This is a genomic window from Acutalibacter sp. LFL-21 (assembly GCF_025630755.1).
In the GTDB taxonomy this organism is placed as follows: Bacteria; Bacillota; Clostridia; order Oscillospirales; family Acutalibacteraceae; genus Acutalibacter; species Acutalibacter stercoravium.
This window is the reverse complement of record NZ_JAOTNT010000006.1, coordinates 191,585-209,676: the sequence shown is the minus strand read 5'-3', so window position 1 is coordinate 209,676 and position 18,092 is coordinate 191,585. Positions and strand designations below refer to the sequence as shown.

The following is an 18,092-nucleotide window of genomic DNA, read 5'->3' as shown; positions in this document are numbered from 1 at the left end:
GTTCCTTAATATGGCGGAGATGTGGGGATTTGAACCCCAGCGCCGGCGGAACCGACCTACCGGATTTCGAATCCGGACCCTTCAACCACTTGGGTACATCTCCATATAAAATTCCCGTGAAAGGAACTTTTTGTGAGTAATTTTTGTTTTCTGAAAATTCCTTAGAACAACCGTTAGAACAGGGGCCGCCTTAGAACCGCCCCAAACCCGGAAACCCGCGGTCTAGAGCCATTTTTGGAAGCTCGGCTTCCCAAATTCCGGGAAAATTTCGAGTGCGGACCCTTCAACCACTTGGGTACATCTCCAAGATTTAATTTTCTGAAAGAGAACATACAGCAGTCGCCGCTTTTCTCTACAGCAGCCCTGGTGAAATTGGAAGTGTAAAGTTAGAAAGCTTTTCGTTGCTTTGGAATCAAACACCAGAAAAAGCACAGAATAGAGCCCTTCATGCAAAAGCGAAAAGTGGAAATGCTTTACATGTGCAACATTCGCCGAACAGGAAATAGGCCGCTGCCCGGCCGCTGCAGAGAGCGGATCTCCTCACAGCTCAGGTATTGTCTATTGTAGTCTGCAACGGGGAAAAAGTCAAGGTTTTTTCAAAGGAGTTGACACACTGGGGGAAATCAGGGTAAAATAAAGAAGATTATCCACGAATGCCGGGCCGTTTTGGCGGTTCCATTCGGAAAGGAAGTGTCTTGCACGATGCGACGGAATATCAGTGCTTTGCGGCGCGTTGCGGCCTTGCTGCTGTGCGTGCTGCTGGCATGCGGAGCTTTTGCCGGTTGCTCTCAGGTGGAGGAAATCGTCTCGGGAGTGGCGGCGACAGGGGAATTCCCTGTGGAGGTAAACGGCGTAAACATCCAGTCCCGGCCCAGCCGGGTGGTAGTGCTTTCTCCCAGCCTGGCGGATGTGGTTCTTGCCCTGGGTTACGAAACCCAGCTGGCGGGTGCCAGTGAGGAGTGCAGCCAGAGCGCCCTGCAGGAACTGGAGAAGGTGGCGGCTGGCGATGTAGAAGCCATCCAGGGCTTGCAGCCTGACCTGGTTCTGCTGGATTCCAACAGCAGCGACGCGCAGAGCGCCCTGGAGGGGGCCGGCGTTACGGTGCTCTCTGTGGAGCCCGCTACGGACCGGGAGGACTTTGAGCGCCTCTATTCCCAGGTGGCCTCCGCTTTGGCGGGCGGCGGCGCCGGATATGACGCGGGAATTGCTGCTGCCCAGGATATCTTCATCACCCTGGACAATATCAACCGCATCGTCCCCCAGGATACGGTAACCACTGCCTGCTACTTATATGATCTGGATGGAAGCGCTGTGACTGGGGATATGTTCGGAAGCACCATCATGTCCTATGCTGGCGTTACCAATGTTTTTGACAGCGTGGAGGGGGGAGAGTACGATTTCGAGTCCCTGCGCATTGCCAACCCCAATGTGATTTTCTGCGCCCCCGGCATCAAGGAGCAGATTGAAAGTGACAGCCGCTTCGACGAGTTCCAGGCGGTTCAGCAGGACAAGGTGTTCGAGCTGGATACAAGCTTGATGGAGCGGCAGGGCCGCACTGTGATTGAGGCCGCCTATGAAATCTGCGCCAATGCCTTCCCAGAACTGCTGGAGGAGAACTCCACAGAGGCGAGTGACCCCACTTCTGAGATTGAAAACCAGGTGAGTTCCGCTCTGGAAGAGGAGGAGCTCCTGGCCCAGTATGAGACCCTGGAGGAGGGCGACACCGGCGACGCGGTTCTGGAGCTGCAGCAGCGCCTGGAGGAGCTGGGTTATTTGACTGAGGAGTATGACGGCCATTACGGCGCCACCACGGCGGACTGTGTCAGCCGTTTCCAGGAGGCCAACGGATTGACTGCCGACGGGGTGGCCTCCCCCGAGACCCAGCTGGCCCTGTTCCGGCAGGGCGCCCTGCGGGAGGACGGCACCCCCCTGCCGGATGAGGCGGAGTCTTCCTCCAGCAGCGAATCCTCTGCGAGCAGCTCCAGCGCGGCTTCAGAAAGTTCCGCCTCGGAGAGCTCTTCCAGCAGTGCAGAGTCCTCCCAGGACAGTTCTTCCTCTTCTGAAAGCTCCGCCTCTGCGTAAAGGCGGAACCACCTTGTGACAGGCTCTGTAAGGGCGCGGCGAAAGCCGCGCCCTTTTTGTCTCTTTCTCATGGGGGAAAGAGGGGAAACTGCCCGCAAGCCCCTTTACACTGAGAAACTGCCAGTGCTATAATGAAAGCCAACCGCAGAAAAAGCGGGAATTTTGGCCCGGACGCCGGGCAAAGGGGAAGGAAGCGTATGGCTCTGTTTACCAAGGACCGGTCCTTTTACCGGTCGCTGATTCTGCTGGCGGTGCCCATCTCTCTGCAGAACCTGGTTACCTTTGCGGTGAATTTTGCAGATAACGTGATGATAGGGTCCCTGGGGGATGACGCCATCTCTGGCGTGTATGTAGGAGGCCAGCTCCAATCTGTGGTGCAGATGTTTGTGGGCGGCATTGAGGGCGCGATTTTGATTTTAGCCGCCCAGTACTGGGGCAGAAAGGACAGGGACAGCATCCGCAAGGTGGTTTCCATTGGGGTGAAGTTCGCCCTGGGGGTGGGGCTGTTCACCACGCTGGTGGCGGTGCTGTTCCCCCAGTGGGTTATCCGCATTTTTACCACGGAGCCCGGCGTCATCCGGGAGGGTGCGGCCTATGTGCAGATTGTGGGCTTTACCTACCTCTTTTTCTCCGTTTCCCAGGTGATGATCGCCGCCATGCGCAGCGTGGAGACCGCCCGCATTGGACTGTATATTTCCTGCATGGCCCTGGTGGTCAACGTGTGCCTGAACTATGTGTTCATCTTTGGGCATTTGGGGTTTCCCGCCATGGGGGTGCGGGGCGCGGCGGTGGCCACGCTGATCTCTCGCATTATGGAGATGTGCGTCAGCATTGGATATGTGTTTTTTGTGGATAAAAAGCTTCGCTTTGGATGGAGGGATCTGCTCCATACGGATGGCCAGCTTTTGCGGGATTTTGTCCGCTATGGCCTGCCCATCATCGGCGGGCAGGTGGTGTGGGCGGTCAATTCCCTGGCCAACACCAAGATTTTGGGGTATTACAGCGCGGGGGTCATCGCGGCGGCCAGCATCACAGGGATGCTCCACAACCTGGTCTACGTTTGGATGAACGGCATGTCCTCTGCAGTGGGCATCATCACCGGCAAGACCGTGGGCGCCGGCCAGTATGAGAAGATGAAGGAATACTCGAAAACCGTGCAGATGATCTTTCTCTTTGTGGGCCTCATCTCTGGGGCGGCGGTGTTCCTTTTCCGGGATGGCTTTATCTCCTTGTACAATGCCAGCCCCGAGGCCCAGGAGTACTCCCGCCAGTTCATCAATGTGATCTCTGTCACCATCATCGGCACCTGCTATCAGGCGGCCTGCCTGTTTGGGCTGGTGAAGTCCGGCGGGGACATCTCCTTTGTGTTTAAGAACGACACCATCTTCGTGTTTTTGGTGGTCATCCCCTCGTCGCTGATTGCCATGTGGCTGGGGGCGCCGCCCTGGGTGGTGTTCGCCTGCTTGAAGTGCGATCAGATCCTCAAATGTTTTGTGGCGATTGTGAAAATCAACCGGTACAACTGGATGAAGAACTTGACGCGGGATGCGTCCACAGAGGAAAAGGAGGTCCCAGTGCATGGGGAATGAGACAAAGCAGCTGCGGGGCGGGGCCATGCTGATGCTTACCGCCTTAATCTGGGGCACGGCTTTTGTGGCCCAAAGCGTGGGCATGGACTATCTGGGGCCCTGCGCTTTCACGGCTGTGCGGAACTTTATTGGATGCGTGGCTCTTTTGCCGGTAATTGGGCTGGCCTCCCGTATGCGGAGCGGGGCACAGCCGGAAGAGGCCGCCCCCGCTCCGGGGAAGAAAGCCCTCTTTGGCTGGGGCGCCGCCTGCGGCCTTCTGTTGGGAGGGGCCACCCTGCTGCAGCAGGCCGGCATGCAGACCGCTTCAGCGGGAAAGGCCGGTTTTTTAACCGCCCTGTACATTGTCATCGTGCCGGTGCTGGGCATCTTCCTGGGGCGCCGCCCCGGGCTGAAAGTCTGGATGGGGGTAGTGCTGGCGCTGGTGGGCGCTTACCTTCTCAGCGTGAAAGGGGGAGCGGGCATCGCCTCTGGCGACCTGCTGGTGATTGCCAGCGCCGTGGTATTTTCTCTGCATATCCTGGTCATCGACTCCGTCCCCGCTGGGGTGGATGGCGTAAGGCTCTCGTGTGTGCAGTTTTTGGTGGCGGGGGCGTTCGCCCTGGTGCTGGCCCTGTTTTTGGAGAGCTTCACCTGGCGGGATATTCTTTCCGCCTGGGTGCCTCTGCTGTATACAGGCGTGGTTTCCAGCGGGGTGGGCTATACCCTGCAGATTTTAGGGCAGCGCACGGTGAACCCCACTGTGGCCTCTCTCATCCTCAGCCTGGAGTCGGTATTTGCCGCCTTGGCGGGGTGGGCAATTTTGGGGCAGGCCCTGTCCCTGCGGGAACTTTTTGGGTGCGCTCTGGTGTTTGTGGCCGTGATTTTGGCGCAGCTGCCCAGCAAGAAAGGCCGGGCTATAAATGGAAAGGGTTGAGTGAGGATGCGCGTATTAGAAGTGAGCAATTATGAGGAAATGAGCGCTTTGGCGGCAGAGCTCATCGGGGCGCAGGTGCTGCTGAAGCCCCGGTGTGTTTTGGGCCTTGCCACAGGTTCCAGCCCCATTGGAACCTATGAGCGCCTGGTGGAGGCCCATCGGGAGGGGCGGCTGGACTTTTCCCAGGTGCGCACGGTGAACCTGGATGAGTACTGCGGACTTAGGGGGGATGACCCCAACAGCTACCGGTTTTTTATGGACCACCACCTGTTCAGCCGGGTGAATCTCCAGCGGGAGAACACCCATCTTCCCAATGGCGCTGCCCCGGACTTGGAGGAGGAATGCCACCGGTATGAGGCCTTGATCCAAAGCCTGGGCGGGGTGGACCTGCAGCTTTTGGGCATTGGCCGCAACGGGCACATCGGCTTTAACGAGCCTTCTGACAGTTTTCCCCCGGTGGTCCATACGGTGCAGCTGACAGAGAGCACCATCCAGGCCAATTCCCGGCTGTTTGAACGTATTGAGGATGTGCCCACCCAGGCCATCACCATGGGCGTGGGAACCATTCTGAAAGCGGAGCGCATTCTGCTCATTGCGGGGGCGGATAAGCGCTATATTCTGGAGGAGGCCCTCACGGGCAGGGTGACGCCCCAGGTGCCCGCTTCGGTGCTGCAGCTGCACCGGGATGTGACAGTCATCGTCTGCCGGGAGGAATAGGAAAAGGAGGAAACCGCCATGGGAAAGACGAAGCGCTGCCTGCTGGACCTGTTGCTGGCGGCCCTGTGCGTGGGGCTGGGGTTGCTTCTGCCCGGGGCTTTCCGCTGGGTGGAAAATGGAGAGCAGGTCCTGCTGCTCTTGCAGTTGCCCGTCCTTCTGTGCGGGCTGCTCTGCGGCCCGGCCTATGGCCTGTCCTGTGGGCTGCTCATCCCTGTGCTGCCCCAGCTTTTCTCCGGAGCCCCGGAGGGCCTTCTCTCCATCAGCCTGTTGTGGGAGCTGGCTATCTACGGCTTTTTGGCCGGCCTGCTGACCGCCTTGCTGGCGGCGGCCCCGCCGGTGCTGAACGTGAGTGTTTCCCTGCTGGGGACCATGCTGTTGGGCCGGGTCTTCTGCGGCCTGCTGGATGCCTTTGCCTTTGTGCCGGGCTATACCTGGAGCCTGTGGGTGCAGGAATCCTTTGTCCACTGCCTGCCGGGCATTGTGCTTCAGGCAGCGTCGCTCCCTTTGATCACCCTGGCGCTGCGCCGCTGCGGAGCGGCGTCCAGACCGTGAAGGAGCTGCCCCATATCGCATAAAAAACGCCGTTCCCTTTTTAGGACGGCGCTTTTTTATGCCTGCAAGCCTGAAAGCGATAGAGAAAGGGCCGCCTGGCTGGGCGGCCCTTGTGTTTTTTTGTTTCCGGCAGCGTGTTTTCTCAGTCGCGCAGAATGACGCCATGGCCGTCATACATACGGGAGGGAGAGGCGGAAAGAAGCATCACGCCCTCTACAAAGGCCCAGACAACCACAGCAAGGGTGGCCAGGCCGCAAGTGACCACGCCTCCCACCAGGGAGATGACCAGCTGGGCCACGCCCCGGGAGGTGAATCCCAGGTAGAAATTGTGTATTCCCAGGAATCCCAGCATGATTGCCAGCAGGCCGGCCGCTATACGGCTTTTCTGCGTATAGCCCGCCGGAGGCACATTGTACTGGGGCGGATAATAAGGCTGCTGCGGGGGCTGGCTGTACTGTGGGGGCTGATATTGGGGGCCGCCGTACTGTGGGGCCCCATACTGCCCTTGGCCGTAGGGGGGAGTCCCGTACTGCGGGGCGCCATAGGCAGGCTCGTTGTACTGAGGCGGCTGCTGGTACTCGGGTTCGGGCTTGGGAGGTTCCGGTGCCCGAGGGGGCTCTGGCGTGTGGAAGGGGTCGTTTTGAAAGGGCTCGGCCTCATTGGGGTCCAGCGTCAGGTGGGGAACATGGCCTCCATAAGGAGGTGTGCTCTCCGCGGCTTTTTCCGGCTGGGGGGCGGCAGCCTCCTCTTGAGGGGCGGGCTGGGGCTCCTGCTGGGCTGCGGGGGGCTGCTGGGAGGCGGGTTCAGAGGAGGGGGCCGGTGCGGCGGCCTCTGGCTGTTCCTGCAGCTCCTTGTTATCAAAATCAGTCATAGCGGTTCTCCTTTTTTAATGATTAATCCTTTAAGAAGACGCCGTTGGCGTCGGTGTTGATGCGGCCGTCCAAAATGCGCACCCCGTCCACAATGCCCCAAATGAGCATCACAATGGCGCCGATGCCGCAGGTGAACAAAGAGAGAAGCAGCTGCATCAGTCCCTTAGAGGTGTTCCCAAGATAGAAGCTGTGGATGCCGTAGGTGCCCATCAGAATAGCCAGAATGCCGGCGGCCATGCGGCTTTTCTGCACATAGCCGGGCGGGGGTTCCATGCCGGCCTGGGGCTGATATTGGGGTGGGTTGTACATGGGCTGTTGACCGGAATTTTGGTCGTAATTGTAATAATCTGGCATAGAGATCCATTCCTTTCCCGGGCCGCACCGTCCCAAATGGGGGCGGTGGGCGGCTTGCTATTTCATCGGTCTCGAGACGCTGTGTTTTCTTCTGTTCTTATCTTACACTACCACTTTTTAGAAATCAAGCGACGGGCCCTCAAAGTAAGATAAAATTAAAGACTGAAAGTTTTTTGAAAAATTTTTTGAAAAAATTGCCCCAAAACGGGCAAAATTTTCGCTTTTTGGAGGGTATTATGAAAGCAGTTTTTTCTGGCTGCTTTCAGAAAGGAGGAACGCATGTTGAAGTTTCGGAGAAAGGAGGAAAAAGCGGCCCTTTCGGTGCAGACCCGTCCGGAGGAGTCTTTCCGCTTGGCGGGGGGCGCGCCTTCGGGTCCCGGGGAGAGGCGGCTCTACCGGGCTTTGCGGGAAAGCGTGCCCATCATCGACGCGGCCATCGGCAAACTTCGCAGACTGCTGGGAGAGTTCACCGTCTCCTGCCCCCAAGCGCAGGCCCAGCGGGAGCTGGAGGAGTTTCTGCAGTCCGTCCCGGTAAACGCCATGGAGCACGGGGTGCAGGCCTTTTTGGGCGTCTACTTCGAGCAGCTGCTCACCTATGGCAACGCGGTGGGGGAGATGGTGTTGGGAGGCGGCCAGGTGGCTGCCCTGTACAACGCCTCTCTGGACGGGATAGAACTGGAACCGAAGGGCCCCCTGGAGGCCGCTGTCTCCGTGTGGGAGGGGGATCGGAAACGGCCTTGCCCTTATCCCGAGCTGCTGCTGCTCTCCGCCCTGGCCCCGGAGGCGGGCTCCATCTGGGGCACCTCCCTGCTGCGGGGGCTGCCGTTTGTCAGCGAGATCTTGCTGAAAATCTACAAGACCTTGGGGGTCAACTGGGACAGGCTGGGGAACGTGCGGTTTGCCGTCACCTGCAAGCCCGACCCCTCCGGCCTGTACGCAGGGGACCGGGCGCGCCAGATGGCGGAGGAGTGGAGACGGGCCATGCACAGCCGGGAGGTCAGCGACTTCGTGGCGGTGGGGGACGTGTCCATCAAGGCCATTGGCGCGGACAACCAAATCCTGGACAGCGAGGTGCCCGTGCGGCAGATGCTGGAGCAGATCGTGGCCAAGCTGGGGGTGCCCCCCTTCCTGCTGGGGCTTTCCTGGTCCTCTACGGAGCGGATGTCCAGCCAGCAGGCGGATATGCTCACCAGCGAGCTGGACGCCTACCGCGGGCTGCTGACCCCTGTGATCCAGAAAATCTGCCGAACCTGGCTCACCCTGGCGGGCTATGACCCGCAGTGCCGGGTGGAGTGGGAGCAAATCACCATGCAGGATGAGGTGGACCATGCCAATGCCCGGTATCTCAACGCCCGGGCCCGGCAGCTGGAACGAAAGGAGGAGACATGAAAGAAGGCTTGGTGCGGAAGAACGCCGCGGCGCCGGATATGGAGCAGATCGGCCGTTACACCCGGCGGGCCTACAGCCCGGAGGAGGTGTACACCTTCTCTCTGGTGCTGTGTGACAACGAGGTGGACCGGGACTTTGAGCGCTTCTCCCGGGAGGCCCTGGAGGGTCTGAGGGAGCTGTTCCTGGGAAAGACAGTTCTGCTGGATCACCAGAGGAGCGCCGCAAGCCAGACAGCCCGTATCTATGACACGGGCCTGGAAGAACTGCCAGACAAGACAACCCAGGCGGGAGAGCCTTATGTGCGCCTGACCGCCAAGGCATATCTGCCCCGCACGGAGAAGAACCGCCAGGTCATCGAGCTGATCGAGAGCGGCATTTTGAAGGAGGTGAGCGTGGGCTGCTCTATGAAGCGCTCGGTGTGCTCCCTGTGCGGGAAGGAACAGTGCCAGCACGTAAAGGGCCGCACCTATGGCGGGCGCCGGTGCCACCGGGTGCTGTGTGACCCGGCGGACGCCTATGAGTGCTCTTTTGTGGCGGTGCCCGCCCAGCGGGCCGCGGGGGTTGTAAAGCACTATGAAGGAGGGATGGACATGGATATTGAAAAGCGCCTGGAGGAGGCCCCCGAGGAGGGGGTGCTGCTGACCAAATCCCAGGCGGGGGAACTGCTGGCCCAGGTGAAGGCGTGGAAAGAAGAGGCCCAGTGGGGCCGCTCCTACCGGGAGAGGCTGCAAGGGGACGTGCTGAAGTACAGCGCCGTGCTGCAGCCGGAACTCCCCCGCGCTGTGATGGAGGCGGTGGTGAAGGCCCTGGCCCTGCCGGAGCTCTCCCAGATGGCGGAGACCTATGAGAAGCTGGCGGGGCAGAAGCTGCCGCTGAAGCCCCAGCTGGCGCCGGAGGCCCAAGGGGTGCGGGAGGCATCCAATGGGGAGTTTTGCATTTGACACAGTTGAGAAAGGGGAAAGGATATGAGCATTTCGTATGAGGGAGTGGCCGAACAGGTGGTCACCATGAAACTGGACACCACTGGAACTGCCGCCAAGGAGGGGGACCTGGTATCCCTTGCCGCCAACAACACAGTGAAGGTCTGCCCGGTAAGCACCACCCCGGTGGGCCTGGTGCTGGGTGTGAAGGGAGACTTGGCCGCAGTGCAGGTGGCGGGGTATATGCGCCTGCCCTGCGCCAGTGATTTGGCGGTGGGCTGCGCCCTGCTGGCCCTGGATTCCAGCGGGAAGCTGGACGCGGGCACCACGGGCCGCCCGGGCATTGTCACGGATGTGGACACTGCCGCAGGAATTTGCGGCGTTATCTTTTGCTGAGAAAGGGAGGAATGGGTTATGGCAGGATATGAACATATTACACTGGAAAAAGGGATGTACAGCGTTCCTGGCAAAAGTTTTACCCAGGTGCTGGAGGAGCTGGACCGCTCGGAGCAGTACCGGGGCACGCCCCTGGAAGGGCTGGACGCTTTCCAGCGCCAGCTGAAGCGCTTTGACATCAAAGTCAGCGGTCCCGGCTCCGACCCGGTGGAGCGATTTTTCGCCACTTCGGCAGGGGCGGCCTTGTTTCCGGAGTATGTGTCCCGGGCCGTGCGCCAGGGCATGGAGCGGGTGAGCCAGGTGAACGACCTGGTGGCCACGGTCACCCGCATTGACGGCATGGACTACCGCACCATCGACGCGGAGGACGAGACCTGGCAGGCCGCCGTGGTCTCTGAAGGGGCCCAGCTGCCCCAGACCACCCTGCGCCTGGGCAGCGGCCTGGTGCCCCTGTACAAGCGGGGACGGGTTCTCTCCAGTTCTTATGAGGCCCTGCGCTTCCAGAAGCTGGACCTGCTCACCGTGGCACTGGGCCAGATTGGCGCGGGCATTGCCGCAGCCCAGCTGGAGGACGCGGTGGACGTGCTCATCAACGGCGACGGCAGCAAGGACGGCATCACTTTTGCCTCCAGCACGTCCCTGAGCTATGCGGACTTTTTGAAGCTGTGGGGCAGCCTGGCTCCCTACCAGCTCAATGCCATCGCCGCGGGCACCGACGGCATCCAGAAGCTCTTGCAGATCAGCGAGTTTAAAGACGCCCAGGCAGGGCTGAACTTCCAGGGCACCGGCAAGCTGGTCACTCCCCTGGGGGCCGCCCTGGTCCATGTGCCCGGCATGGAGGAGGGCAAGATCATCGCCCTGGACAAGAACTGCGCCCTGGAGATGGTCCAGGCTGGGGACGTGCTGGTGGACAGCGACAAGCTCATCGACCGGCAGCTGGAGAAGATCTCCGTCAGCGCCATTGCAGGCTTTGCCCGCATTTTTGAGGGCGCGGCCCAGGGTGTGAGCTACACGGTAGAGTAAGCGGAAATGTGGAGGAAGGGGGACGGGGACAGCTGTCCCCCTTTTCTTCCTTTTTGATTTACATGGAAGGGAGGCTGCTTCATTGGAATTGGATTTGGCAGTGGTCAAGCAGGAATTTGCCCGGTTCAGCGGGGAGGCCGCAGACGAGGAGGGCACGGAGCGGGAAGCGCTCTGTGCGGCGCTGTGCGCCCAGTGCGCCCGGCAGGTGCAGGGGCGGCTGCGCTCCTGTTTGACGGAGGAAGAGCTGCAAGAATGGGAAGCAGGGCTGGAAGTTTTGGCGGCGGCCCAGGCCTTTTATCAGCTGCTTTTAACAGAGGAGGCCGTAACGCCCCAAAGCATCACAGCGGGAGAGGTGAAACTCACACAGGGGGGAGGCAGCGAGAGGGCCGCCCTGTTGGTAGAGGAAAAGCGCCGGGCCGTTGCCTCCGCACTGGAAGAACCGGGCTTTTATTTTTCCCAAGTGAGGTGGAAGCCATGAGGAGCAGGGAAAAGGAGTGGTTTCGCCGGGCAGGCAGGGCGTCCCTTGTGCAAGAGGGGAAGGACCCCGCCCAGGGATTTGGGGTGGTGTTCCCCTGGGGGGAGGAAAAGGCCGACCTGTGGGGGGAGCGCCCCCACTTGCTGGGCAAGCTGGCCGCGCCTCTGTACCGGTTTGCCGGCAGCTTCCCCGAGCTGCTGGGGGCCCGGGGTGGAAAGCTGACCCAGGGCGGTCAGGCATATCGGGTGCTGCGCGCGGAGGAGGTCACTTTGGGCGGCCGGCGGCTGTGGGAGCAGGCCCTTTTGGAAAGGTGGGAAGACGATGGCGGAAACTGACCTGCTGGAGGGGCTGCTGGAGCTCTTCCAGGAAAATGTGGAGAACGTGGACTTCCGGCGGGCCTATGATCCCGGCTGGGGCACCCGGCTTCTGGCGCGCCCGGTGGTCTGCGGCCAGGTGGCGGCGCAGCGCCTGCAAGATGGCCGCCAGGAGACGGAGCTGGTCTTTTGGATTTTCGCCCCGGAGGAATCCCAGCGGGAACAGGTGTTCTCCACCTTGTGGAGCCTGCTGCGGGAGCAGTGCCCCGGGTGCGGGGAGCTGACGCGGGAAACAGGCCGGACCGACAACCTGACCCGTCAGCGCTGCGCTGTTCTGCGAGCCTTATTTTCTGGGGAGGAGGGCCTCTCCCTCCAGGGCAGGGAAATCCTTCTGGGGGGGAAGGCGTACCGGGCGGCAGGAGTATCGGTGTCCCTTTCCCTTTCCGGTGAGGAGCTGGTTTCAGTGGGGGAGGAAGAGCCCTTTGCCCTGCGGGACCCGGGGGTCCTATACCAGGTGGAGCTGGAGGGGCTTCAAAACGCCTCTGGTTTGGAGAGAATGGCGGTGTTTACCGCGCAGATTGGAAAGGCGCGCTATACGGGGTGCCGGTGGAAACGGTTGGAGCTTACAGCAGGGAAGGCGGTCTTCCTTGCCGCAAACCGGGAAGAAATGGAGGAGACGCCATGAGGGAAGAGAGAAGTGAAACCAGCCGGGACAGGGCCGAGGAGGTCTCCCGGCAGGTAGAGCGGGACAGCCGGCGCTACCCGGCTTCCCTGTAAAGGAGGTGGGCGGCTGTGCGGCTGATGGGGATGCGCTTTCGGGATTTCACCTGGCGGGATAACCCAGTGTCTCTGCAGGTGGAAAGCGCCAGAAATGTGGCGGAGGTCCGCGTTCCCTATGGGGAAAGCAGGGCCGAGGAACTGGGACAGCAGCGCCGCAAGGTCACTGGGGAGGGGTACTTCTCCGGGGCGGACTGCATGGAGCGGTGGGCGGCCCTGCAGCGTGCCTATGCGCAAGAGGGGCCGGGCAGGCTGCAATTGCCTGGGCTCACCCCCTTCTGGGCGCTGATGGACCGGCTGGAGCTCACCGGAGCCCAGGGAAAGGATCTGGTTCGGTACAGCTTTTCCTTTACGGAATGGAAGGGGCAGCCTGCCTTTTCGGGAAGGGGAACCTACAGGGCGCAGGAAGGGGAAAGCCTGTGGGATTACGCCAACCGATGGGACCTTCCCATAGAGGCGCTGGTAGAGTCCAACCCTCATATTCCAAACATCAATGAACTGGAGGCGGGAGAGAAGGTGGTGGTGCCATGACATTTTGGGGAGAGCTGCCCCAGGGGCCAGAGATGCTGCTGGGAGAACCCTTGTCCGTGGAGCTGCTTTACGACAGGGACGCACCTGCAGACCAGCTGACCGCCGTATTCCCGGCGGAAGAGCCTTGGGAGGCGCTTTCTGTTGTGCGGGTTTTTCACGAGGGCAAGCTGCTTTTTGGGGGTATTGTGGACGAACAGAATGCAGTCCTGTCTGAAAGCGGGCTTCAGGTAGAGCTGGTGTGCCGCAGCTGGGAGGCGCTTCTGCTGGACAATGAAGCCCAGCCCGCTGTGCTCCGTTCCCCTTCCTTAGAGGCCCTGTGGGAAAAGTATCTCAAGCCCTTGGGGCTGGCGGGATATGCCGGGGAAAAGGGCGCCCAAACGGGGGAGATGACAGTTGAAAAAGGCATGAGCTGCTGGGAGGTGCTGGAAGGCTTTTGCCAGGACTACCTGGGGGTGTCCCCTTGGGTAGACAGCAGCGGTGTGCTCCACTGCGAGAGTCTTCCGGAAAGCCGGGTGGAAGCGGGGCCTGTGCTTTGGGCAGAGTTTTCCCTGCTGCACTGCAAACAGTTGAGCACTGTGTGGCAGCAGAGCTACCGGGGAACTTACGACACCCCCTTCCGCGGGGGCGCGTCTCTGGGAATTCAGCGCCAGCGCTATGTGAGCATGGAGGACGGCCGGGACCCCCGGGCTCTTCTGCAGGAGGGGCAGCGGGAGAGCCGGCTGCTCATTGTGGAGTGCCCGGGGCTGTATTGGCCTGTCCGGGGGGCGCTGGCCAGCGGGCAGGCCGGCCCCTTGGGGCGCTTTGTAGATCTTCCGGTGCGCGCTGCCCGCTATGCCCGAAACAGCCGCGGGGAACGCACGCGGCTTACCTTGGAAGGAGGGACCGGCGTATGTGGTTGACAAGGCAGGGAAGCCGCTCCTCTGGGGCCAGGCTCCGAAGGGGGCAGGTGTCCGGAACGGGAGAGCAGCTGCGCATCCAGGGGGAAAGCGAATACCATTCCCCAGAGCTGCTGTTCCCTTACGGCTATTCCGCCGCGGCGGCGGAGGGAGGCCGTGCCCTGATGCTGGACGGGGTGTGCGCGGGCATGGCTGCCGCCCCCGATGGAGACCTCTCCCAGGGAGAGGTGCGTATCTATTCTGCGGGCGGGGCGGAGATTTTGCTGAAGAACACGGGAGAGGTGGTCATCAATGGCCAAAGCTTCCCGCCGAAGGAACTGTAACGGGGGGATTTCTATGGACATGAAATGGGAAAATGGCGGCATAGCCCTGGGGCCCAACGGCCTCCCCCAGCGGGTTTCCGGCTTGGAGGAGGCGCTGCAAAACGCGGCCATGCGGCTGCGGCTGCCCAGGGGGAGTATTCCCTATGTCCCGGACCTTGGCAGCGGCCTGGCTGGGCTGGACCCGCAGGAGGAGAACAGCGTACAGCGGGCTTGGGCCCTGGCGGGGGAGGCGCTGCTCCCCTGCCCCGGCGTAGAGGTGGGGCAAGCCATGTTTGACCAGGAGGACTGGGTCTGGACGTTTACAATCACCACACCCGAAGGGACGGGGCAGGTTGCCGTTCCTGGAAAGGAGCAATCGGATGGACAAATTTGAAGGAATCCTCCGGCGCATGGAGGAGACGTATGAGCGGGAAAGCGGGTGCAAAATAGAGGATGTCTCCGACGTGGGCCTGCGGATGCGGGCCCTGGCTGGGGAGCTGTACCGGCTGGAGGCCTCTATGGAATGGCTGGAGCGGCAGGCCTTTCCCCAAACGGCAACGGGAAAGCAGCTGGACCTGCATGGGGCCCAGCGGGGCGTCCTTCGAAAGCAGGCGGAGAAGGCCGCTGGGGTGGTGTCCTTTTCCCGGTACCTTCCCCTCTCTTTTGACCTGGTGGTGCCCAAGGGCACGGTGTGCGCCACCTCGGGAGAACCAGTGGTGGAGTACGCCACCACAGAGGAGGCGGTGCTGCAGGCGGGGGAGCTGACAGTGGATGTGCCGGTGGAGGCGGTTGTCCCAGGCGCTGCGGGCAACGCGGCGGCCGGCTATGTGACAACCCTGGTGGGAGCACCCGTGGGTATCAATTACGCCGCCAATGAAAGCCCTATTACCGGTGGCCAAGACCCAGAAGAGGACGAGGCCTACCGCAAGCGCATTCTAGACGCCTGGGCCCACAGCCCCAACGGCACCAACGCCGATTATTACCGGGAGATTGCCCTGAACCGGGAGGGAATCACCTCCGTGCAGGTGGTGCCCCGCTCCAGCGGGGCGGGAACGGTGGCCCTTTACTTATGGGGGGAGGACGCCGCCCCCTCCAACGATACAATTGCCGCGCTGAAGGCGGATTTAGACGCCCAGCGGGAGGTGGGCGTGACAGTGACGGTGCAGGCGGCCCGGGCTGTGCAGGTGAGCGTTTTGGTGAATATCCAGCTTTCTGAGGAGCTGGACCTGGAACAGGCGAAGGAGGACATTGAAGCTGCCTTGCGGGAGTTTTTCAAAGGCCTTGGCGTGGGGGACGGCTACCTGTTGACGGACATCAGCCGGGTGGTGCTCTCCGCTGTCCCGGTGGAAAAGCTGGAATTCCCCAGCACCATGCGCGACGTGCCCAGTGTGAAAGGCAGTATCCTCCGGCTTTCCAATGTGGTTGTGGGGGAGATTGCATGAGCGCCCGGGAGCATCTGGCCCAGGTGCTGGAGGGCACCGGCCTTTACGAGCTGACGGGGGCCTCGCCTGTGGATTGGGAGCTGGCCGCTTACGGAGCGGGCTTTGCCCTGCTGGAGGAACGGTTTGACCAGCTGTTGGGCGACCTGTTCCCAGCCACGGCCAGCCGGGAAAAGCTGGCCCAGTGGGAAGCTCTGTTCCGGCCCCAGAGGGCCCGTGCCAGCTTGGAGGATTGCCGGGAGATGGTCCAGTGCCGGCTCGCCATCCAGCGGGATGGGTTTACCCCGCCGGATGTGCAGGCGCTGCTGCCCGGCGCCGGAGTGCGGGGACTGCTCCTGGAGGGGGAGAGCGGCCTCACGGTGGTGCTGGGCCGGTTGCTGGGCGTCACCCAGGCGGAAGCCCAGCGGGAGCTGGACCAGCTGCTGCCCGCCCACCTGGCATGGGCGTGGGAGGAGTCCATCACCTGGGTGGCCTGGGACGCCTACCCCCATTCTTTTGAGGAGTGGGATGGCCTGGGCCTCACCTGGGCCCAGTTGGATCAGGCGGTTCGGGAAGACCTGGAAGACTATTTTGAGGAGGAGACGTAATATGGCTGCAACCAATCATTCCACCACCCTGGGGCTCTCTCTGTGGGAGCAGACCGACTGCCCGGAGTGGGCGGACTTTTTGCAGGACAATCAAAAATTGGAACAGCTGGCGGGCGGGCACATCTCTAACGCGGCCCTGCACCTGACAGCGGAGGAAAAGCAGTTTCTTTCCCAGCGGACCGCTTTGGTGAGCTATGCGGGCACGGGCAGCGGGGCGGCCAGCGTCACCCTGCCCTTTTTGCCCCGCAAGCTGACGGTCTATGCCCAGGGCAAGCCCGCCATGCTCCCCCGTTCCGATGGGGGATGGGATGTGTTCACAGAGGTGTGGCTCTCCGGGGAAGAGGCGGCTTACGGCACGGGCGGCATCACGGTGACAGGGGAAGGCCTGACCGCCCAGCTGGCAGAGGGGGCTTTCACAGGGGAGACGGGGCTCTATCACGCCTTGAACCGCTCCGGCGTTACCTATGTGGTGGAGCTGGAGGCCTAAAATCCATTGACGTTCGGGCGTTTCTGTACTATCATAGGGACTGACCCTTGAAAAAGGAGGGAATGCCCTTGTATGAAAATGAGACCCGGCCCCAGCGGGCCCTGCTGGTGTCTTTGGACACGGGGGAGTTCGACGCCCAAGCGTCCCTGCGGGAGCTGGAGGAGCTCTCCCGCACGGCCGGGGCAGACCCAGTGCTCACCCTGACCCAGAAGCGCCCCGCCCCGGATACCGCTACCTGCCTGGGCTCCGGCATGGTGGAACAGGCCGCCGAGCTGTGCCGGCAGGAGGAGATCGACCTGCTGCTGTTCGACCGGGAGCTGACCCCCACCCAGATCCGCAACCTGGAGAAGGCCTGCCAGGTGCGGGTCATCGACCGCACCACCCTGATCTTGGACATCTTCGCCCAGCGGGCCCGCAGCAAAGAGGGCAAGCTGCAGGTGGAGCTTGCCCAGCTTCGGTATTTGCTTCCCAGGCTGGGCGGCCAGGGCACGGCCCTGTCCCGGCTGGGGGGCGGCATCGGCACCCGGGGCCCCGGCGAGACCAAGCTGGAGACGGACCGCCGCCACATCCGGCGGCGCATCGGCTCTTTGAAGGAACAGCTGAAAGAGGTGGAGGCCGCCCGGGGCGTCATCGACCACCGCCGGAAAAAGGACGGCACTGTCACCGTGGCTTTAGTGGGCTACACCAACGCGGGGAAGAGCACCCTGATGAACCAGCTCACCCAGGCGGGGGTGCTGGCGGAGGACAAGCTCTTCGCCACCCTGGACCCCACCGCCCGGGCCTTGAAGCTGCCCTGCGGCAAGACCGTCATGCTCATCGACACGGTGGGGCTCATCCGGCGGCTGCCCCACCACTTGGTGGAGGCCTTCAAGTCCACCTTGGAGCAGGCGGCAACGGCGGATATCCTTTTGAACGTCTGCGACGCCTCCAGCGGGGAGGCCCGGGAGCACCTGGAGGTGACGGGCCAGCTCTTGAATGAACTGGGCGCCGCCGGGCACCCCATCATCCCCGTGCTGAACAAGTGGGACGCCGTGGAGGACCCGGACCTGGCCCCCCGCCTGCCTGGCGCGGTGCGCATCAGCGCCCTAACCGGGGAGGGCATCCCTGAGCTGTTGGCAGCTGTGGAAGAGGCCCTGCCGGAAAAGACCTTCCCCGTGGAGCTGCTGCTGCCCTTTGCCAAAACGGGCTTGGCCGCCAAGCTGCGGGAGGAGGGGGCCGTGCTCTCGGAGGAGTATGTGCCAGAAGGCCTGCGGCTTTCCGCACAGGTGGATGAGCGCCTGTACGCGCAGGTGAAAGACTATCAGATCTCCTAAAAGGGCCCCTTCTGGGGCCCTTTTTCTACTTTGAGGGGGAGGCTTCCAGAAAAGGAAGGGAAACTTTGTACTAATTTATTTTTTAACAAACCCTTGGGACTCTTGTAAAGAGAGTGCAAACTCTATATAATAAAATGAAAGCAGGAAAATTAAATGTATGGTTT

Annotated in this window: 22 protein-coding genes and 1 tRNA gene; 20 read left to right on the top strand and 3 right to left on the bottom strand. The window is 61.7% G+C overall.

Annotation, left to right across the window (positions count from 1 at the left end):
• Positions 1-11 precede the first annotated feature (11 nt).
• Positions 12-103 (bottom strand) — tRNA-Ser (locus tag ODJ80_RS09290).
• A gap of 599 nt (positions 104-702) precedes the next feature.
• Here ODJ80_RS09290 and ODJ80_RS09285 point away from each other — a divergent pair.
• The 5 genes from ODJ80_RS09285 to ODJ80_RS09265 all read left to right on the top strand — a co-directional run bounded on the left by ODJ80_RS09285 (position 703) and on the right by ODJ80_RS09265 (position 5,853).
• Positions 703-2,082 carry an ABC transporter substrate-binding protein gene (locus ODJ80_RS09285; RefSeq protein ID WP_263041854.1) on the top strand — a complete coding sequence of 460 codons (1,380 nt, stop codon included), beginning with the start codon at positions 703-705 and terminating at the stop codon, positions 2,080-2,082.
• Between the two features lie 197 nt (positions 2,083-2,279).
• Complete coding sequence (locus tag ODJ80_RS09280) at positions 2,280-3,671, top strand: MATE family efflux transporter (protein ID WP_263041853.1); 1,392 nt, start codon at positions 2,280-2,282, stop codon at positions 3,669-3,671.
• Positions 3,661-4,584, top strand: coding sequence for a DMT family transporter (locus ODJ80_RS09275; RefSeq protein ID WP_263041852.1), 924 nt, complete (start codon positions 3,661-3,663; stop codon positions 4,582-4,584). The genes ODJ80_RS09280 and ODJ80_RS09275 overlap by 11 nt, the downstream gene beginning before the upstream one ends.
• Before the next feature lie 6 nt (positions 4,585-4,590).
• The gene (gene nagB, locus ODJ80_RS09270; protein WP_263041851.1) at positions 4,591-5,301 is read left to right on the top strand and encodes a glucosamine-6-phosphate deaminase; all 711 of its coding nucleotides are present in this window, start codon (positions 4,591-4,593) and stop codon (positions 5,299-5,301) included.
• Between the two features lie 18 nt (positions 5,302-5,319).
• The gene (locus tag ODJ80_RS09265) at positions 5,320-5,853 is read left to right on the top strand and encodes an ECF transporter S component (RefSeq protein WP_263041850.1); all 534 of its coding nucleotides are present in this window, start codon (positions 5,320-5,322) and stop codon (positions 5,851-5,853) included.
• 142 nt (positions 5,854-5,995) lie between these two features.
• Here the strand turns inward: ODJ80_RS09265 and ODJ80_RS09260 are convergent, their stop codons facing one another.
• Both ODJ80_RS09260 and ODJ80_RS09255 read right to left on the bottom strand, forming a co-directional pair.
• A complete protein-coding gene (locus tag ODJ80_RS09260; protein WP_263041849.1) occupies positions 5,996-6,724 on the bottom strand; it encodes a TM2 domain-containing protein in 729 nt (242 codons plus the stop codon).
• Positions 6,725-6,746: 22 nt separating this feature from the next.
• A complete protein-coding gene (locus ODJ80_RS09255; RefSeq protein ID WP_263041848.1) occupies positions 6,747-7,079 on the bottom strand; it encodes a TM2 domain-containing protein in 333 nt (110 codons plus the stop codon).
• Between the two features lie 279 nt (positions 7,080-7,358).
• Here ODJ80_RS09255 and ODJ80_RS09250 point away from each other — a divergent pair, with 279 nt between their 5' ends.
• The 15 genes from ODJ80_RS09250 to hflX all read left to right on the top strand — a co-directional run bounded on the left by ODJ80_RS09250 (position 7,359) and on the right by hflX (position 17,928).
• Entirely contained in the window at positions 7,359-8,468 is a 1,110-nt protein-coding gene (locus tag ODJ80_RS09250) for a phage portal protein (RefSeq protein WP_263041847.1), read from the top strand.
• Positions 8,465-9,409 (top strand): hypothetical protein, encoded by a 945-nt coding sequence (locus ODJ80_RS09245; protein ID WP_263041846.1) that lies wholly within the window; start codon positions 8,465-8,467, stop codon positions 9,407-9,409. Before ODJ80_RS09250 ends, ODJ80_RS09245 begins: the two co-directional genes overlap by 4 nt.
• A gap of 24 nt (positions 9,410-9,433) precedes the next feature.
• Positions 9,434-9,784, top strand: coding sequence for a hypothetical protein (locus ODJ80_RS09240; protein ID WP_263041845.1), 351 nt, complete (start codon positions 9,434-9,436; stop codon positions 9,782-9,784).
• 18 nt (positions 9,785-9,802) lie between these two features.
• Positions 9,803-10,807 carry a phage major capsid protein gene (locus tag ODJ80_RS09235; RefSeq protein WP_263041844.1) on the top strand — a complete coding sequence of 335 codons (1,005 nt, stop codon included), beginning with the start codon at positions 9,803-9,805 and terminating at the stop codon, positions 10,805-10,807.
• Positions 10,808-10,889: 82 nt separating this feature from the next.
• Positions 10,890-11,285 (top strand): hypothetical protein, encoded by a 396-nt coding sequence (locus ODJ80_RS09230; protein WP_263041843.1) that lies wholly within the window; start codon positions 10,890-10,892, stop codon positions 11,283-11,285.
• Positions 11,282-11,617, top strand: a complete 336-nt coding sequence (locus ODJ80_RS09225; protein WP_178864998.1) for a hypothetical protein — start codon at positions 11,282-11,284, stop codon at positions 11,615-11,617. Before ODJ80_RS09230 ends, ODJ80_RS09225 begins: the two co-directional genes overlap by 4 nt.
• On the top strand, positions 11,604-12,281 hold the full coding sequence (locus tag ODJ80_RS09220) for a hypothetical protein (RefSeq protein ID WP_263041842.1): 678 nt from the start codon (positions 11,604-11,606) through the stop codon (positions 12,279-12,281). The genes ODJ80_RS09225 and ODJ80_RS09220 overlap by 14 nt, the downstream gene beginning before the upstream one ends.
• Positions 12,282-12,397: 116 nt before the next feature.
• On the top strand, positions 12,398-12,904 hold the full coding sequence (locus ODJ80_RS09215) for a DNA circularization N-terminal domain-containing protein (RefSeq protein ID WP_263041882.1): 507 nt from the start codon (positions 12,398-12,400) through the stop codon (positions 12,902-12,904).
• Positions 12,901-13,803 carry a hypothetical protein gene (locus ODJ80_RS09210; RefSeq protein WP_263041841.1) on the top strand — a complete coding sequence of 301 codons (903 nt, stop codon included), beginning with the start codon at positions 12,901-12,903 and terminating at the stop codon, positions 13,801-13,803. Before ODJ80_RS09215 ends, ODJ80_RS09210 begins: the two co-directional genes overlap by 4 nt.
• The gene (locus ODJ80_RS09205; protein WP_178865002.1) at positions 13,794-14,123 is read left to right on the top strand and encodes a hypothetical protein; all 330 of its coding nucleotides are present in this window, start codon (positions 13,794-13,796) and stop codon (positions 14,121-14,123) included. The genes ODJ80_RS09210 and ODJ80_RS09205 overlap by 10 nt, the downstream gene beginning before the upstream one ends.
• A gap of 13 nt (positions 14,124-14,136) precedes the next feature.
• The gene (locus ODJ80_RS09200) at positions 14,137-14,496 is read left to right on the top strand and encodes a histidine kinase (RefSeq protein WP_263041840.1); all 360 of its coding nucleotides are present in this window, start codon (positions 14,137-14,139) and stop codon (positions 14,494-14,496) included.
• On the top strand, positions 14,483-15,544 hold the full coding sequence (locus ODJ80_RS09195; protein ID WP_263041839.1) for a baseplate J/gp47 family protein: 1,062 nt from the start codon (positions 14,483-14,485) through the stop codon (positions 15,542-15,544). Before ODJ80_RS09200 ends, ODJ80_RS09195 begins: the two co-directional genes overlap by 14 nt.
• Entirely contained in the window at positions 15,541-16,128 is a 588-nt protein-coding gene (locus tag ODJ80_RS09190; RefSeq protein ID WP_263041838.1) for a YmfQ family protein, read from the top strand. Before ODJ80_RS09195 ends, ODJ80_RS09190 begins: the two co-directional genes overlap by 4 nt.
• A 1-nt stretch (position 16,129) precedes the next feature.
• Positions 16,130-16,615 carry a hypothetical protein gene (locus ODJ80_RS09185; protein WP_263041837.1) on the top strand — a complete coding sequence of 162 codons (486 nt, stop codon included), beginning with the start codon at positions 16,130-16,132 and terminating at the stop codon, positions 16,613-16,615.
• A 62-nt stretch (positions 16,616-16,677) separates the two neighbouring features.
• The gene (gene hflX, locus ODJ80_RS09180; protein WP_263041836.1) at positions 16,678-17,928 is read left to right on the top strand and encodes a GTPase HflX; all 1,251 of its coding nucleotides are present in this window, start codon (positions 16,678-16,680) and stop codon (positions 17,926-17,928) included.
• Positions 17,929-18,092 lie beyond the last annotated feature (164 nt).

Bases quoted from the DNA above. Each gene is read 5' to 3' on its own strand.
- ODJ80_RS09285 (WP_263041854.1), top strand. From the start codon at position 703: ATGCGACGGAATATCAGTGCTTTGCGGCGCGTTGCGGCCTTGCTGCTG.
- ODJ80_RS09280 (WP_263041853.1), top strand. From the start codon at position 2,280: ATGGCTCTGTTTACCAAGGACCGGTCCTTTTACCGGTCGCTGATTCTG.
- ODJ80_RS09275 (WP_263041852.1), top strand. From the start codon at position 3,661: ATGGGGAATGAGACAAAGCAGCTGCGGGGCGGGGCCATGCTGATGCTT.
- nagB (WP_263041851.1), top strand. From the start codon at position 4,591: ATGCGCGTATTAGAAGTGAGCAATTATGAGGAAATGAGCGCTTTGGCG.
- ODJ80_RS09265 (WP_263041850.1), top strand. From the start codon at position 5,320: ATGGGAAAGACGAAGCGCTGCCTGCTGGACCTGTTGCTGGCGGCCCTG.
- ODJ80_RS09260 (WP_263041849.1), bottom strand. From the start codon at position 6,724: ATGACTGATTTTGATAACAAGGAGCTGCAGGAACAGCCAGAGGCCGCC.
- ODJ80_RS09255 (WP_263041848.1), bottom strand. From the start codon at position 7,079: ATGCCAGATTATTACAATTACGACCAAAATTCCGGTCAACAGCCCATG.
- ODJ80_RS09250 (WP_263041847.1), top strand. From the start codon at position 7,359: ATGTTGAAGTTTCGGAGAAAGGAGGAAAAAGCGGCCCTTTCGGTGCAG.
- ODJ80_RS09245 (WP_263041846.1), top strand. From the start codon at position 8,465: ATGAAAGAAGGCTTGGTGCGGAAGAACGCCGCGGCGCCGGATATGGAG.
- ODJ80_RS09240 (WP_263041845.1), top strand. From the start codon at position 9,434: ATGAGCATTTCGTATGAGGGAGTGGCCGAACAGGTGGTCACCATGAAA.
- ODJ80_RS09235 (WP_263041844.1), top strand. From the start codon at position 9,803: ATGGCAGGATATGAACATATTACACTGGAAAAAGGGATGTACAGCGTT.
- ODJ80_RS09225 (WP_178864998.1), top strand. From the start codon at position 11,282: ATGAGGAGCAGGGAAAAGGAGTGGTTTCGCCGGGCAGGCAGGGCGTCC.
- ODJ80_RS09220 (WP_263041842.1), top strand. From the start codon at position 11,604: ATGGCGGAAACTGACCTGCTGGAGGGGCTGCTGGAGCTCTTCCAGGAA.
- ODJ80_RS09215 (WP_263041882.1), top strand. From the start codon at position 12,398: ATGGGGATGCGCTTTCGGGATTTCACCTGGCGGGATAACCCAGTGTCT.
- ODJ80_RS09210 (WP_263041841.1), top strand. From the start codon at position 12,901: ATGACATTTTGGGGAGAGCTGCCCCAGGGGCCAGAGATGCTGCTGGGA.
- ODJ80_RS09205 (WP_178865002.1), top strand. From the start codon at position 13,794: ATGTGGTTGACAAGGCAGGGAAGCCGCTCCTCTGGGGCCAGGCTCCGA.
- ODJ80_RS09200 (WP_263041840.1), top strand. From the start codon at position 14,137: ATGGACATGAAATGGGAAAATGGCGGCATAGCCCTGGGGCCCAACGGC.
- ODJ80_RS09195 (WP_263041839.1), top strand. From the start codon at position 14,483: ATGGACAAATTTGAAGGAATCCTCCGGCGCATGGAGGAGACGTATGAG.
- ODJ80_RS09190 (WP_263041838.1), top strand. From the start codon at position 15,541: ATGAGCGCCCGGGAGCATCTGGCCCAGGTGCTGGAGGGCACCGGCCTT.
- ODJ80_RS09185 (WP_263041837.1), top strand. From the start codon at position 16,130: ATGGCTGCAACCAATCATTCCACCACCCTGGGGCTCTCTCTGTGGGAG.
- hflX (WP_263041836.1), top strand. From the start codon at position 16,678: ATGCCCTTGTATGAAAATGAGACCCGGCCCCAGCGGGCCCTGCTGGTG.